The 14,635-nt window shown below is 27.1% G+C and carries 14 protein-coding genes, 3 tRNA genes, 1 rRNA gene and 1 pseudogene; 9 read left to right on the top strand and 10 right to left on the bottom strand.

Annotation, left to right across the window (positions count from 1 at the left end; all coding sequences use genetic code 11):
- The first annotated feature begins 249 nt into the window (after nt 1-249).
- The 5 genes and pseudogenes from lepA to acpS all read left to right on the top strand — a co-directional run bounded on the left by lepA (nt 250) and on the right by acpS (nt 5,175).
- A complete protein-coding gene (lepA, locus tag D9V75_RS01260) occupies nt 250-2,043 on the top strand; it encodes a translation elongation factor 4 (protein ID WP_158343485.1) in 1,794 nt (597 codons plus the stop codon).
- A gap of 17 nt (nt 2,044-2,060) precedes the next feature.
- Nucleotides 2,061-3,021 (top strand): annotated as a pseudogene (gene lepB, locus D9V75_RS01255) (signal peptidase I).
- Between the two features lie 122 nt (nt 3,022-3,143).
- Nucleotides 3,144-3,824, top strand: coding sequence for a ribonuclease III (gene rnc / locus D9V75_RS01250; RefSeq protein ID WP_158343483.1), 681 nt, complete (start codon nt 3,144-3,146; stop codon nt 3,822-3,824).
- Nucleotides 3,821-4,678: a GTPase Era gene (gene era / locus D9V75_RS01245; RefSeq protein ID WP_158343481.1), complete on the top strand. Its 858-nt coding sequence runs from the start codon at nt 3,821-3,823 to the stop codon at nt 4,676-4,678. The genes rnc and era overlap by 4 nt, the downstream gene beginning before the upstream one ends.
- A gap of 116 nt (nt 4,679-4,794) precedes the next feature.
- Nucleotides 4,795-5,175: a holo-ACP synthase gene (gene acpS / locus D9V75_RS01240; RefSeq protein WP_158343480.1), complete on the top strand. Its 381-nt coding sequence runs from the start codon at nt 4,795-4,797 to the stop codon at nt 5,173-5,175.
- A 10-nt stretch (nt 5,176-5,185) separates the two neighbouring features.
- On the opposite strand, the gene tadA is transcribed toward acpS, so the two are convergent.
- Both tadA and smpB read right to left on the bottom strand, forming a co-directional pair.
- On the bottom strand, nt 5,186-5,653 hold the full coding sequence (tadA, locus tag D9V75_RS01235) for a tRNA adenosine(34) deaminase TadA (RefSeq protein ID WP_158343478.1): 468 nt from the start codon (nt 5,651-5,653) through the stop codon (nt 5,186-5,188).
- An 8-nt stretch (nt 5,654-5,661) separates the two neighbouring features.
- A complete protein-coding gene (smpB, locus tag D9V75_RS01230; protein WP_158343476.1) occupies nt 5,662-6,150 on the bottom strand; it encodes an SsrA-binding protein SmpB in 489 nt (162 codons plus the stop codon).
- 123 nt (nt 6,151-6,273) lie between these two features.
- On the opposite strand from smpB, the gene D9V75_RS01225 reads away from it, so the two are divergent.
- Complete coding sequence (locus tag D9V75_RS01225) at nt 6,274-6,546, top strand: RnfH family protein (RefSeq protein ID WP_158343474.1); 273 nt, start codon at nt 6,274-6,276, stop codon at nt 6,544-6,546.
- A gap of 91 nt (nt 6,547-6,637) precedes the next feature.
- Here D9V75_RS01225 and D9V75_RS01220 read toward each other — a convergent pair whose 3' ends face one another.
- From D9V75_RS01220 to dnaQ, 5 genes are all read right to left on the bottom strand, one after another.
- Complete coding sequence (locus D9V75_RS01220; protein WP_158343472.1) at nt 6,638-7,210, bottom strand: nucleotide exchange factor GrpE; 573 nt, start codon at nt 7,208-7,210, stop codon at nt 6,638-6,640.
- Nucleotides 7,211-7,327: 117 nt separating this feature from the next.
- Nucleotides 7,328-7,783, bottom strand: coding sequence for a xanthine phosphoribosyltransferase (gpt, locus tag D9V75_RS01215; protein WP_158343470.1), 456 nt, complete (start codon nt 7,781-7,783; stop codon nt 7,328-7,330).
- A 117-nt stretch (nt 7,784-7,900) separates the two neighbouring features.
- Entirely contained in the window at nt 7,901-8,479 is a 579-nt protein-coding gene (gene lpcA / locus D9V75_RS01210; RefSeq protein ID WP_158343468.1) for a D-sedoheptulose 7-phosphate isomerase, read from the bottom strand.
- A gap of 87 nt (nt 8,480-8,566) precedes the next feature.
- A tRNA-Asp gene (locus D9V75_RS01205) sits at nt 8,567-8,640 on the bottom strand.
- Nucleotides 8,641-8,715: 75 nt separating this feature from the next.
- Nucleotides 8,716-9,429 (bottom strand): DNA polymerase III subunit epsilon, encoded by a 714-nt coding sequence (gene dnaQ / locus D9V75_RS01200; RefSeq protein ID WP_158344054.1) that lies wholly within the window; start codon nt 9,427-9,429, stop codon nt 8,716-8,718.
- Nucleotides 9,430-9,480: 51 nt separating this feature from the next.
- Here dnaQ and rnhA point away from each other — a divergent pair, with 51 nt between their 5' ends.
- Both rnhA and gloB read left to right on the top strand, forming a co-directional pair.
- Nucleotides 9,481-9,966, top strand: a complete 486-nt coding sequence (gene rnhA, locus D9V75_RS01195; protein ID WP_158343467.1) for a ribonuclease HI — start codon at nt 9,481-9,483, stop codon at nt 9,964-9,966.
- Nucleotides 9,967-9,985: 19 nt separating this feature from the next.
- Nucleotides 9,986-10,741: a hydroxyacylglutathione hydrolase gene (gloB, locus tag D9V75_RS01190; protein WP_158343465.1), complete on the top strand. Its 756-nt coding sequence runs from the start codon at nt 9,986-9,988 to the stop codon at nt 10,739-10,741.
- Between the two features lie 4 nt (nt 10,742-10,745).
- Here the strand turns inward: gloB and D9V75_RS01185 are convergent.
- The 3 genes from D9V75_RS01185 to D9V75_RS01175 form a co-directional block, all read right to left on the bottom strand.
- A tRNA-Ala gene (locus tag D9V75_RS01185) sits at nt 10,746-10,818 on the bottom strand.
- 15 nt (nt 10,819-10,833) lie between these two features.
- A tRNA-Ile gene (locus D9V75_RS01180) sits at nt 10,834-10,910 on the bottom strand.
- Nucleotides 10,911-10,965: 55 nt separating this feature from the next.
- A 16S ribosomal RNA gene (locus tag D9V75_RS01175) occupies nt 10,966-12,515 on the bottom strand.
- A gap of 314 nt (nt 12,516-12,829) precedes the next feature.
- Between D9V75_RS01175 and argS the strand changes: the two genes are divergently transcribed.
- Entirely contained in the window at nt 12,830-14,569 is a 1,740-nt protein-coding gene (argS, locus tag D9V75_RS01170; protein ID WP_158343463.1) for an arginine--tRNA ligase, read from the top strand.
- Nucleotides 14,570-14,635: the final 66 nt, after the last annotated feature.

Genomic DNA, 14,635 nt, shown 5'->3' with positions numbered 1-14,635 from the left:
ACTCATTTTGTATTTTTTTAGTAAAAAATATATTTTTATTATATTTTATATGAAAATACATTTTTATGAATAAAAAAATCAAATTTAATTAAATAATTTAATTAATCTTGAATTTAATTAAAATATTATTTTTTTAAAGATTTTTTCCAAGTCGATATATTGTACAAAAAAATTAATTTAAAATGTTTTTTGTCACATGATAAAATAAATTAAATTATCTTAAAAATTAATTTGGTAAAAATTTTAAAAATGAAAAATATAAGAAATTTTTCTATTATTGCTCACATTGATCATGGAAAATCAACCTTGTCTGATCGTTTAATTCAAATATGTGGAGGTTTATCTGACAGAGAAATGTCTAATCAAGTTTTAGATTCTATGGAACTAGAAAGAGAAAGAGGAATTACCATTAAAGCTCAGAGTGTCATGATTGATTATAAAGATGAGCACAACAATATTTTTCATTTAAATTTTATCGATACTCCTGGACATGTTGATTTTTCTTATGAAGTATCTAGATCTTTATCTGCTTGTGAAGGAGCATTATTAATTGTCGATTCTAGTCAAGGTGTAGAAGCACAAACACTAGCTAATTGCCGTACCGCTTTAGAAATGAATTTAACAGTGATTCCAATTTTAAATAAAATAGATCTACCTAATTCAAATCCAGAACAAGTAGCTAAAGAAATCGAAGATATGATTGGAATTTCTGCATTAAATGCAGTCAGATGTTCTGCTAAAACAGGAGACGGAATAACAAATTTAATGGAACGTATTATCATTGATATACCTCATCCCAATGGAAACATCGATGCACCTTTGCAAGCTTTAATTATTGATTCATGGTTTGATAATTATTTAGGTGTTGTATCTTTGATAAGAATTAAAAATGGCATGTTATCTAAAAAAGAAAAAATAATAGTAATGAGCACAGGAAGACATTACATTGTTGAAAAATTAGGAATTTTTACTCCAAAAATTCGATATAAAAATCAATTAAAATGCGGAGAAGTGGGTTGGATTATTTGTAATATTAAAAATGTTGGAGCCGCTCCAGTTGGAGATACTTTAACAAAATTTGATAATCCAGCACTTAATATGTTAACTGGTTTTAAAAAAGTCAAACCTCAAATTTATGCTGGTTTATTTCCTTCCACTTCACATCAATATACAGCTTTTAGAAATGCTTTAGAAAAATTGAGTTTAAATGATTCATCATTATTTTATGAACCAGAAAATTCTGCTGCTCTTGGTTTTGGATTTAGATGTGGATTTTTAGGTTTGCTTCATATGGAAATTGTGCAAGCGCGTTTAGAACGCGAATATTCCATTGATGTAATTTCTACGGTTCCCACTGTTATTTATCAAATTGAACTTATCAATGGAAAAACAGTCTATTTAGATACTCCTTCAAATTTTCCTGAAATGAACAGTATTAAAAAGATTAAAGAGCCTATTGTAGAATGTAATATTTTGTTACCTCCTCAATTTCTTGGTTCTGTAATAAATTTATGTATAAAAAAAAGAGGCATTCAGATTAATTTAATTTATCACACTACACAAGTTTTGTTAAAATATCATATTCCTATGAACGAAGTTGTTTTAAATTTTTTTGATGAACTAAAGTCAGTATCAAGTGGATACGCCTCTCTAGAATATGATTTTACACACTTTCAATCTGTAAAAATGGTTCGTATAGATATATTAATAAACTCAGAACGAGTAGATGCATTAACAATGATTTCTCATTATAAAAACTCAAAAAATTATGCTCGTCAAATAGTTGATAAAATGAAAACGTTGATACCTAGACATCAATTTGATATATCGATTCAAGCAACTATTAATAATTCCATTGTTGCTAGATCTACTATTAAACAATTGAAAAAAAATGTTTTATCAAAATGTTATGGAGGAGATATAAGTAGAAAGAAAAAATTGCTAAAAAAACAAAAAGATGGAAAAAAAAGAATGAAAAAAATCGGAAACGTTAATGTACCAAAAACAGCTTTTCTTTCTATTTTAAATATTCATAAAAATTAATTTAAGGAAAACAAAGAATGTCTAATATATTAAATATTTTTTTACTGATTAGTGTGTTAATTACTGGGTTTCTTTGGTTTATTTTTAAAATTGAATTGATTAATAAATTTTTTAGATTAAAAAAACAAAAAAAAAAAATCATGTGAAAATTTTTCAAAATTAATAGAAAAAAAATGTATTTTTCTAAAATCTATAGCTTCTTTTTTTCCATCTTTTTTAGTTATTTTTATAGTTCGTTCTTTTATTTATGAACCTTTTCAAATTCCTTCCGGTTCAATGATGCCGACTCTTTTAGTTGGAGATTTTATTTTAGTAGAAAAGTTTTCATACGCTATTAAAGAACCAATTACACAAAAAATATTAATTAACATAAATGAACCTGAAAGAGGTGATATTGTAGTTTTTAAACATCCTCAAGAATATAATATAAACTATATTAAAAGAATTATAGGGCTACCTGGAGATAAAATACAGTATGATTCACACAGCAAACACTTAAAAATTTGTTCAAATTATACGCGCATTCAAAATTGTAAAATTCAAATATCCATGAATTACTCAAAAACTAAATTGAGTGAATTTATTCAAAGAATATATATATATAACAATTTAAATTCGATAAAATCAAGACAGAGCGCTATTAAAAATCATAAAATATATAATTCATTACGTTTTTATTCGTCAAAAGAAAAAATTAATAATTTAGAGCATAGTGTGTTATTTTTAAATACTTTTTTAAATAAAAAAAACAATTATTACCAACAAAAAGGAATGTCAAAATTAACATGGATAGTTCCTAAAAATTCATATTTTGTGATGGGAGATAATCGTGATAATAGTTTTGATAGCAGATACTGGGGTTTTGTTCCAAAAGAAAATATAATAGGAAAAGCTACAAAAATATGGATGAGTTTAAATAAAAAAGAAAATGAATGGCCAACTGGAATACGTATTAATCGTATTGGTAACATATATTAAAGTAACTATTAATATCAATTATATAAACTAGTATCATAAAAAATTGTTTAAAAATTTTTTAAAATTTTAATATTTTTTCAAAATAATTAAAATAATTCAAATATTATTAACACTGGTACAACATGAACTATATCGAAACAAACAAAATACAGAAAGTACTAGGATATACTTTTACTCATAAGAATCTTTTAAAACAGGCACTAACCCATCGAAGTGCAAATAGCAAGCATAACGAAAGACTTGAATTTTTAGGTGATTCTATACTGAGTTTTGTAATAGCTAATGCTTTATATCATAATTTTCCATATGTGGATGAAGGTGATATGAGTCGAATGAGAGCAACTTTAGTTAGAGGTAACACATTAGCAGAAATAGCATATGAATTTGATTTAGGAGAGTACCTAAAATTAGGGCAAGGTGAGTTAAAAAGCGGCGGTTTTCGTCGTGAATCTATTTTAGCTAACACAATAGAAGCTTTAATTGGCAGCATTTATTTAGATAGTAACATTAAAACAGTTGAAGAACTGATACTTAAATGGTATGAAAAACGATTAGAAAAAATAAGTCCAGGAGATACTCAAAAAGATCCTAAAACACGTTTACAAGAGCATTTACAATCAAAACATTTACCTTTACCTACATATTTTATAGTAGAAATATATGGAGAAGCTCACAATCAATTATTTACTATTCATTGTAAAGTTAGCATTATCCCTGTATATTTAATTGGAACTGGTACCAGCAGAAGAAAAGCTGAACAGAACGCAGCAAAAAAAGCATTAATAAAATTAGGAGTAGAATGAATATAAACAAACAATATTGTGGATATATAACCATTACTGGAAAGCCAAATGTAGGAAAATCTACAATTTTAAATCAATTAATAGGACAAAAAATTTCTATTACATCCAAAAAAAAAAACACGACAAAACAAAATATTATTGGAATAAAAACAGAACTATATCATCAATACATTTATATAGACACGCCTGGAATCAACATTGATCAAAATAAATTTCATATACAGGAAAAATATAATAACATTAAAGATATAGTAAAAAATTTAGCATTAATGATTCTTGTTGTAGATTGTACGAATTTGACAAAAAATGATAAAATTATTTTAAAAAACATAAAAAATATAAATGTTCCAATTATAATTGTTATTAATAAAATTGATAAGATTGCTCAAAAAAGAAAGCTACTTCCTTACATTAATTTTATTAAAAAAATGATTGATTCTGCAGAAATTGTTCCTATTTCAGCTAAAAAAAGAGACAATATTGTACTTTTAGAAAGTATAGTAAAATCTTATTTATCTCAAAAAATGCACATATTTCCAAAAAATTGTTTTACAACTAATTCTAGGTTTTTTACAATATCTGAAATTATTAGGGAAAAATTAATAGCACTTTTAGAAGATGAATTGCCTTCAATTATCACAGTATCTATTGATTCATTAGAAGAAAAAAAAATAGGATATTTATGTATAAAATCTATTATTTATGTCAAAAACAAAAGACAAAAAAAAATTGTTATTGGTCATAATGGAGAAAAAATAAAAAAAATAAGCATTTTATCTCGATATTCAATCGAAAAAAAAATACTTAAAAAAGTGCATTTATTTTTATGGGTTAAAGAAAAAAATAAAAATTAAATAAAATAATTTTTTAATATTTTAAAGTAAATTATTCACTTTTTAAAAATTATATTTACAAGATTTTTTTATAAAACAATTTCATTATTTTCAAAAAATAAAGGTTTATTTTAATAATGGCAATAATAGGAATAGGAATAGACAGTGTAGAAGTATGCAGAATAAAAAATATTATAATAAATTTTGGAGATAAATTTGCACAAAAGATTTTATCTGCTTCAGAATGGAATTCTTATGTTTTAATCAAAAACAAAATAAATTTTATTGCAAAAAGATTTGCTGTAAAAGAAGCAGCAGCTAAAGCACTAGGAACTGGAATGAATTGTGGAATAACATTCAATCAGTTTAATTTATATCATAATAAATACGGTCAGCCAAAGTTAAATTTTTTAAAAAATGCTTTAAAACAGGCTGTTATAATGAAATGTACACATATACATGTTAGTATAAGTGATAGTCAATTATTTGCACATGCTTCAGTTATTTTGGAATCTTGATTCCATCATTTTAATTTTCAATTAATCTTTTACGTTTAAAAAAATCAATCAAAATTTTAGAACATTCATGTTTCATAACATTTTTTTTTATATTTAAATTATAATCTTGTTTAGAATTAGAAAAAATATTTTTAAAAGAGCACTTTTTATCATTTTTATTGTTATTAGTTCCAAAAACTAAACGTTTAATTCGACTGTGAATTATTGCTCCACAACACATTATACAAGGTTGCAAAGTAACATACAAAGTAGAATTTATTAATCTGTAATTTTTTAAATTTTTTCCTGCATCACGAAAAGCCATAATTTCAGCATGAGCAGTAGGATCATGATTAGAAATTGATGAATTCCATCCAACACCAATAATACGCTCTTTTAAAACTAATACAGCTCCTATCGGTATTTCTCCTATTTTTTGAGCATAATTTGCATATTTTAAAGCAAATTTCATCCAATTTTTGTCTTCTTTAAAGTGCATAAAATATTTTAAAAAATAGTTTTTACTTTTTTGAGTATTTTAGATTGTTCTTTTTTCCATTGTTGTTTTTGATTTTCTGTTCTTTTATCTCTTATATTTTTGCCTTTGGCAAGACCAAATTCTAACTTACACCAAGATTTTTTCCAAAATAAAGAAAGAGCAACAAGTGTATATCCTTTTTTTTTATTTTTAATAGATAAAAAATTAATTTCTTTTTTATGTAAAAGTAACTTTTTTTTTCTTTTTGGATCGCAAATTTTATGATTCGAAGACATATGTAAAGGTTGAACTATAGCATTAAAAAGATACATTTCATTTTTATCATGCATAACGTAACTTTCTGAAATATTTATTTGACCTGATCTTATTGATTTTACTTCCCATCCTTGTAAGATCAAACCAGATTCAAATTTTTTTTCTACAAAATAATCATAATATGCTTTTTTATTCAAAATAATATTTGAAGACTTTATTTTATTTTTTTTTTTATGAAGCATAATTATATATGTTTCCACAATAGTTAATTAAAAAGATTTAAAAAATTAAAATAATTATATAGCATAAATTTAATATATGATATATACGTCGAATATAATTAATTTAATTATGGTAATAATTTTATGAAGTTAATAAAAGTAACTATTGTATATGCTTTTCCTGACATTCAGCATATATTTCAAGTAAACGTTTGTTTAGGATCTACTGTAAAAGATGCAATACTATCTTCTAAGATATTAAAAAACATAAAAAACATATCGTTATATAAAAACAAAATAGGTATTTATAATAAACAAGTTTATTTAAATACTATTCTTAAAAATGAAGATCGTATTGAAATTTATAGACCTTTAATAGTAACCCCTAATGAAAGAAGAAAAAAATTATTTTTTTAAAAAAATAATTTTTAAAATTATGAATTTTTTAGATTTAATAAATTTTTAAAATTCTTTTAAATATTATTAAATCTAAAACAAATAATTTTTATTATTTTTTATTTTCTTTTTTTGAAACAATCACCATGGCTGGACGTAATAAACGATGTTTATTTAAAATATAACCGGGTTGCATTACTTTAACTATTTTATTTGGTTCTAACTCATTACTGTAATGCATGCACATGGCTTGGTGAACACTAGGATCAAATAATACATCTATATTATCAATTTTTTTTATATTAAATATTTTAAGAATATTATTTAAATCAGATAAAATTGAACTTAATTGATTTTTAATCTTTATATAATTCTCTTCTTTATTATTTTTTATAGTTTCTTTTGCACGTTCTACGTTATCAACAATGTTAATAAAATCTAAAATAATTTTTTCTAAAGAAAAATTTCTACACTTATTTATTTCATTTTCTAACCTAATTTTTACCTTTGTTATTTCTAATTCTGAATTAATTTTATTGTTTAAAACGCTTTCTTTAGATTTTTGATATTCATCTTCTAAATTTTGAATGATTGTTTTGTCTATACAGTTATTTTTCTTATCTTTTTGATTGTATTCTTGATTTAAATTTTTTTTTATTTCTTTTTTTTCTTCTTTGTTTGTCATATCAAACTCTTTTAGTGCGTTAATTTTATAAAAAATATTTTTAAAACTATTTAAAAGAATTATAAAATATCATGTATGAATTTTTTTTGAGAAGTGATTTTAATATAATTTTTCTAACTAAATAAGAGGAGGGATGTAAGACAATGACATATCCCATGGCTGTTCAATCCATATTTTTTGAGGAACATCTATAATATAATCATCAACTAATGAACGACCAAGAGGTTTTGCGAAAATAGTTACAAAATGTGCTTTTGGATACAAATTTCGAATAATTTTAGCTGTTCCTCCAGTATCTACTAAATCATCTATTACGATAATTTTTTCTCCATTACCTTCTGCTTTTTTAATTACTTTTCTATTTTTTTTTAAAAAATGATTGTTATAACTTGCAATACAAATAGTATCTACGCATCTGATACCCAACTCTCTTGCTAATAAAGCTGATGGGACCAGGCCGCCTCTACTAACAGCAATGATTCCATTCCAAGAATTAATTTTAATTAAACGATGCGCTAATTTTCTAGCATAAATTTGAAGCATATCCCATGTAACAATATATTTCTCACTCATAAAAAGAAATTCCGCAACTATAAAATAGTATTTATTAGAAAAAGTGGAAATAAGCTGAAAATATAGGATGTTAAGTTAGTAAATTAAATCTTGTAAAAAATTTATTTAATACAATTTTTAATTTTTCATTTCTTTTTCAATAATTAATATTAATATATGAATAATTTTAATATGAATTTCTTGTATTCGATCTGAATATCCATAATGAGGGACACAAATTTCTATATTAGATAATCCTTTCATTTTTCCTCCGTTGTTTCCTGTTAACAAAATCACTTTCATTTTTCTTCTATATGCAGATTCTATAGCATTAATAATATTCATAGAGTTTCCAGAAGTTGATATTGCTAACAATACATCTCCTGAGCAACCAATGCTATCAACATAACGTGAAAAAATTTTATTATATCCAAAATCATTTCCTACTGCTGAAATGTGACCAGTATCAGAAATGGGTATAGCAGGATAACCTAATCTTTTTTTTCGATAAATACCAGTTAACTCTTCCGCAAAGTGAACTGCATCACAGCATGAACCACCATTTCCACATGATATTACTTTTTTTCCTTTTTGAAAGGATTTAGCAATTAAAATAGCAGATTCTTGAATATTATTTATTTGTTTTTTATCTTTTAAGAAATTTTTTAGTATGCTTAATGCAGAATTCAATTCAAGAGAAATAATTTTTTTATACATGATTTTAGATGCTTAATTTAAAAAAATAGATTAGATTCAACTATATCTAAAAAAACATAAAATTATTTAAATAAGAATGATATTTTTCGGTGCGGACGGGATTCGAACCCGCGACCCCCGGCGTGACAGGCCGGTATTCTAACCGACTGAACTACCGCACCTTAATTTTTTATTTTTATATTGTACACATTTTGAAAAAATCAGTCAATAATCTTTTTATCTTTAAGAATGTAAAATTAATACCACAAGCAAATTTTTTTATCTTTCATATATTTTAAGTATTTTTCATGAGATTTTATTTCTTCTTTAGTTGCTTTTAATATTTTTAAATTTATTTTTTTTTCTTTAGATGTCATTTTATATGAAAAAGATTTTTTATTCTTTATATTTTTAGAAAACAAAAAAGACTCTTGACCTCCAGTCATCAAAAGATATAATTTACCTAAAAGTTTAGCATCTAAAATAGCACTATGAGAAGCCCTATGAGAGATGTTAATTTTATAACGATTGCAAAGAGCGTTTAATGTATTTTTCTTTCCAGGAAAAAATTTTCGAGCCATGCTCAAAGTATCGGTTACTGAGCATAAATTTAAAATATTTTTTTTATTACCATATAATATTTTAAGTTCTTGATTAATGAATCCTATATCAAAGGGCGCGTTATGAATAATTAATTCTGAATCAAAAATATAGTTTAAAAAACTTTTGGCTATATCTTTGAAGAAAGGTTTATTTGAAAGAAAATCGTCACTTATTCCATGTATTTTTAAAGCACTTAGTTCTATTGATCTATTTGGTTTGACGTATGCATGAAAATTATTTCCAGTAAAACGTCGATTAATAATTTCAACTGCTCCTATTTCAATAATACGGTGGTTAATGTGAGGAAGTCCAGATCGATTTATACCAGTTGTTTCAGTATCCAAAATAATTTTTCTTTTATTATTAATCATGATTTAAAAAAGTACTTTAATTTATGTTATTAGGAGATGAATATTCTAATGTTTAAAAAAGTCAAAATATTCACGGACGGATCATGCTTAGGAAATCCAGGATCTGGAGGATACAGCGCAATATTACGCTATAAATTTCATGAAAAAATATTAACTTCAGGTTTTTATTTAACAACTAATAATAGAATGGAACTAATGGCGGTAATATCAGGATTAGAACATCTCAATCAATCATGTAAAGTAGAAATTATAACAGATAGTCAATATGTAAAAAAAGGAATTGTCAATTGGATGCCAAAATGGGAAATTAAAGAATGGAAAACGAATAAAAAAAAATTAGTAAAAAACATAGATTTATGGACACGAATTAATATTGCCTTGAGAAATCATATTGTAACATGGTGCTGGATCAAAGCTCATATTGGTCATATAGAAAATGAAAAATGCGATAAAATAGCTCGTGAATCTGCTAAATATCCATTAATGAGAGATTTTTACTATGAAAAAATAAATTTTAAAAAAAATAATATTTAGTTTTTAACGGAAAAAATATATGAAATTAAAAGAAGTTTTTATATTGCATGACAATTATGTTTGGATTCTTTACGATGTCAATCATTTTTGTATAATAGTAGATCCTGGAGAGTCTGAATCTGTTATAAATTTTATAGAAATAAGAAAATTAAAACCAATATCAATTTTATTAACTCACAATCATATTGACCACGTGAAAGGAGTTAAAAATATAATAAAAAAATATTCTAATGTTACCGTATATGGCCCCTATGAAACTCGAAAAAATAACGTTCATAAAATTGTTTATGCGGGTGATAAACTAACTTTATTAAATAGAATTTTTACTGTTTTTTTAACTCCTGGGCACACTTTGGGACATGTGTCTTATTATGTAATGCCTTATTTGTTTTGCGGTGATACCTTATTTTCAGGAGGTTGTGGTCGTATATACAAAAACAATTATATAAAAATGTATAATTCAATAAAAATTATTTCTTCTTTTCCTGAAAATACTTTAATTTGTTGTTCTCATGAATATACTTTATCTAACTTAACATTTTCTATGCTAATTTTATCAAATGACATAAAAATAAAAAGATATTATAATAAAATGTTAAAAAGAACAAAAAAAAATAAAAAAACTATTCCTTCTTTTCTTAAAGAAGAAAAAGTAATAAATTTGTTTTTAAAAACTCATGAAGAGACTGTAAAAAAATCAGTTGGATTAAGCAAAGAGAATAGTTCTTTTGAAACTTTTGTAAGACTTAGATTAATAAAAAATTTATTAAATTAATTTATGGAGCTAAGCGGGATTGAACCGCTGACCTCCTGCGTGCAAGGCAGGCGCTCTCCCGGCTGAGCTATAGCCCCCCAAGATTTTTATAATGGTAGGCCTGAGCGGAATTGAACCACCGACCTCACCCTTATCAGGGGTGCGCTCTAACCATCTGAGCTACAAGCCTGTTTTTAAATTATTAGATAATTTGTGTGGGCACTTTAAAAAAAAGTATAATTTTTTAAGGAGGTGATCCAACCGCAGGTTCCCCTACGGTTACCTTGTTACGACTTCACCCCAGTCATGAATCACAAAGTGGTAGGCTCCTTCTTTTTAAGGTTAGGAAACCTGCTTCTTTTGCAACCCACTCCCATGGTGTGACGGGCGGTGTGTACAAGGCCCGGGAACGTATTCACCGTGGCATTCTGATCCACGATTACTAGCGATTCCGACTTCGTGGAGTCGAGTTGCAGACTCCAGTCCGGACTACGATTTACTTTATGAGGTTTGCTTGTCTTTGCAGATTTGCTTCTCTTTGTATAAACCATTGTAGCACGTGTGTAGCCCTGGTCGTAAGGGCCATGATGACTTGACGTCGTCCCCACCTTCCTCCGGTTTATAACCGGCAGTCTCCTCTGAGTTCCCGGCCTAACCGCTGGCAACAGAGGATAAGGGTTGCGCTCGTTGCGGGACTTAACCCAACATTTCACAACACGAGCTGACGACAGCCATGCAGCACCTGTCTCACAGGTCCCGAAGGCACTTTTTTATTTCTAAAAAATTCTGTGGATGTCAAGACCAGGTAAGGTTTTTCGCGTTGCATCGAATTAAACCACATGCTCCACCGCTTGTGCGGGCCCCCGTCAATTCATTTGAGTTTTAGCCTTGCGGCCGTACTCCCCAGGCGGTCGACTTAATGCGTTAGCTTCAGAAGTCACTTCTCTTGGAAACAACCTCCAAGTCGACATCGTTTACGGCATGGACTACCAGGGTATCTAATCCTGTTTGCTCCCCACGCTTTCGCACCTCAGCGTCAGTATTCGTTTAGGAGGCCGCTTTCGCCACAGGTATTCCTCCAGATATCTACGCATTTCACCGCTACACCTAGAATTCTACCTCCCTCTACGATACTCTAGTTTTTTAGTTTCAAATGCAGTTCCTAAGTTAAGCTCAGGGATTTCACATCTGACTTAAAAAACCACCTACGAGCTCTTTACGCCCAGTAATTCTGATTAACGCTTGCACCCTCCGTATTACCGCGGCTGCTGGCACGGAGTTAGCCGGTGCTTCTTTTGCAGGTAACGTCAAGAAATAAAATTATTAGTTTTATTTTTTTCTTCTCTGCTGAAAGTACTTTACAACCCTAAGGCCTTCTTCATACACGCGGCATAGCTGCATCAGGCTTTCGCCCATTGTGCAATATTCCCCACTGCTGCCTCCCGTAGGAGTCTGGACCGTGTCTCAGTTCCAGTGTGGCTGGTTATCCTCTCAGACCAGCTAGAGATCGTTGCCTTGGTAGGCTATTATCCTACCAACTAGCTAATCTCGTCTGGGTTCATCCAAAAGCGTGAGGTCTTTTTAAAAAGATCCCCCACTTTAGTTTTCCAACATTATGCGGTATTAGCCACCATTTCTAGTAGTTATCCCCCTCTTTTGGGAAGATCCCCAGATATTACTCACCCGTTTGCCGCTCGCCGACAAGAAAGCAAGCTTTCTTTCGCTGCCGCTCGACTTGCATGTGTTAGGCTTGCCGCCAGCGTTCAATCTGAGCCATGATCAAACTCTTCAATTGAAAAACTCTTATCTAAAAAATTAATTATTTTTTAGAAAAAACAAATAAAAAGACGTTTGTACTTAATTTTATGTGCCCACACAGATTATCTAATATTTTTTTAAAGAGCGTTATAAATAATTTTTTGAAACTTTAGAAAAAGAATACATTTTTTTTATTATCTTGTCAACCTTTTTATAAAAAAAATTTTAATTTTTATATTTTTTAAAAATTTAATTTTAAAATAATTTATTGTTGATTAATATAAACAATATATTATCTAAGAATAAAGAAGTACATTTCTAACAATTAATTTTATATAAAAGGAATCTCACATGCGCTTAAAAAATATAATAAAAAAAGACATTGAATACACTTTAATGAATTTAGGATTTAATATTAATTTTAATTTATTAGTACAACCAAGTAAAATAATAAAAACAGGTCATTACCAGATTAATAATTTAATTAAAATATCTAATGCATTAAAAATCAAACCAGATCAACTAGCTAAGATGATAATCTTAAATATTAAAAATAAAAAAAGATATAAAAAAATAACTTTTTCGCATCCAGGATTTATTAATATTTTTTTCAACTATCATTGGTTGTCTAAAAAATTAGAAGAGATATTTTATTCATGTAGACTTGGCGTTCAACATATTTTAAAAAAAAATGTTGTAATTGATTATTCATCTCCGAATGTTGCAAAAGAAATGCATGTTGGACATTTAAGGTCAACAATAATAGGAGACGTTATGGCAAGAGTTTTAGAGTTTTTAGGTCACAATGTAATTAGATCTAATCATATTGGCGATTGGGGGACTCAATTTGGAATGTTAATCGCATATTTAGAACATAAAAGATCGAAGAAAAAATTTGACTATCATTCTCTTTCTCTAAAAAATCTTGAAAATTTTTACTGTAAAGCGAAAAAAAAATATGACTCTGACGATGTTTTTTCAAAAAAATCTAAAGAATACGTAGTAAAATTACAAAATGGAGATAAGTATTGTTTAGCTGTGTGGAAAAAAATAGTGTCAATTACTATGATAGAAAACCAAAAAATTTACAAAAAACTCAATGTAACGTTGACATTAAAACACACGATGGGAGAGAGTTTGTATAATAAAATGCTACCTAATATTGTTAACGATTTAAAAAATAAAAAAATTGCAATTAAAAAAGAAGGAACCACCATAGTCGTTTTAGATAATTTCAAAAACAGATTAGGAAAATCCATGGGTGTTATTATTCAAAAAAAAGATACTGGTTTTTTATACTCTACTACAGATATTGCATGTTTAAAATACCGATTTGAAACATTGCATGCTGATCGAATAATATACTACACCGATTCTCGTCAACATCAATATTTGATGCAAATATGGGAAATTTCTAGAAAAGCTAATTATGTACCAAAAAATTTATTGCTAGAACATCATATGTTTGGAATAATGCTATCAAAAGAAAAGCAACCATTTAAAACTCGTGATGGTAATGCTATAAAACTTTCCGCACTTCTTGAAGAAGCCTCAAAAAAAGCCATGTGTTTAATAAAAGAAAAAAATCCATATTTATCGAAAAAAAAACTTATGTCTTTAAGTGATACGATAGGAATTAGTTCAATTAAATATTCAGACTTATCTAAAAATAGAAATACAAACTATGTATTTAATTGGGATACAATGCTAAATTTTGAAGGCAATACGGCTCTTTATATACAGTATGCGTATACAAGAATTACTTCAATGCTTAAAAAATCTACTATTCCTGTGTCTAAATTAAATACAAATATTATTTTAATTGAAGAAAGCGAAATTAATTTAGCAATTAAAATACTAGAATTTGAAGAAATTATTTTAATAATAGCTCAAAAAGGATATCCTCATGTTATGTGTAAATATCTTTATGATCTTGCTTCTTTCTTTTCTATTTTTTATGAAAATTGCTCAGTTTTGTTTTCTAGCGCAATCAAAATAACTAAAAGTAGACTTAAACTGTCTTTTTTAACAGCAAAAACTATAAAAAAAGGGTTAAACATTTTAGGAATCAAAACAATAAAAAAAATGTAAAATAAATAAATTTCATTTTAACCAGGCGGAGGGAGTAATGCAAAACCTCTATAAAAGTGCACTACT

Origin of the sequence: Buchnera aphidicola (Muscaphis stroyani), assembly GCF_005080865.1 — a bacterium.
Classification (GTDB): domain Bacteria; phylum Pseudomonadota; class Gammaproteobacteria; order Enterobacterales; family Enterobacteriaceae; genus Buchnera; species Buchnera aphidicola_AG.
Note: the sequence above shows the minus strand (reverse complement) of the source record. Positions and strands in the feature narration are given on the sequence as shown.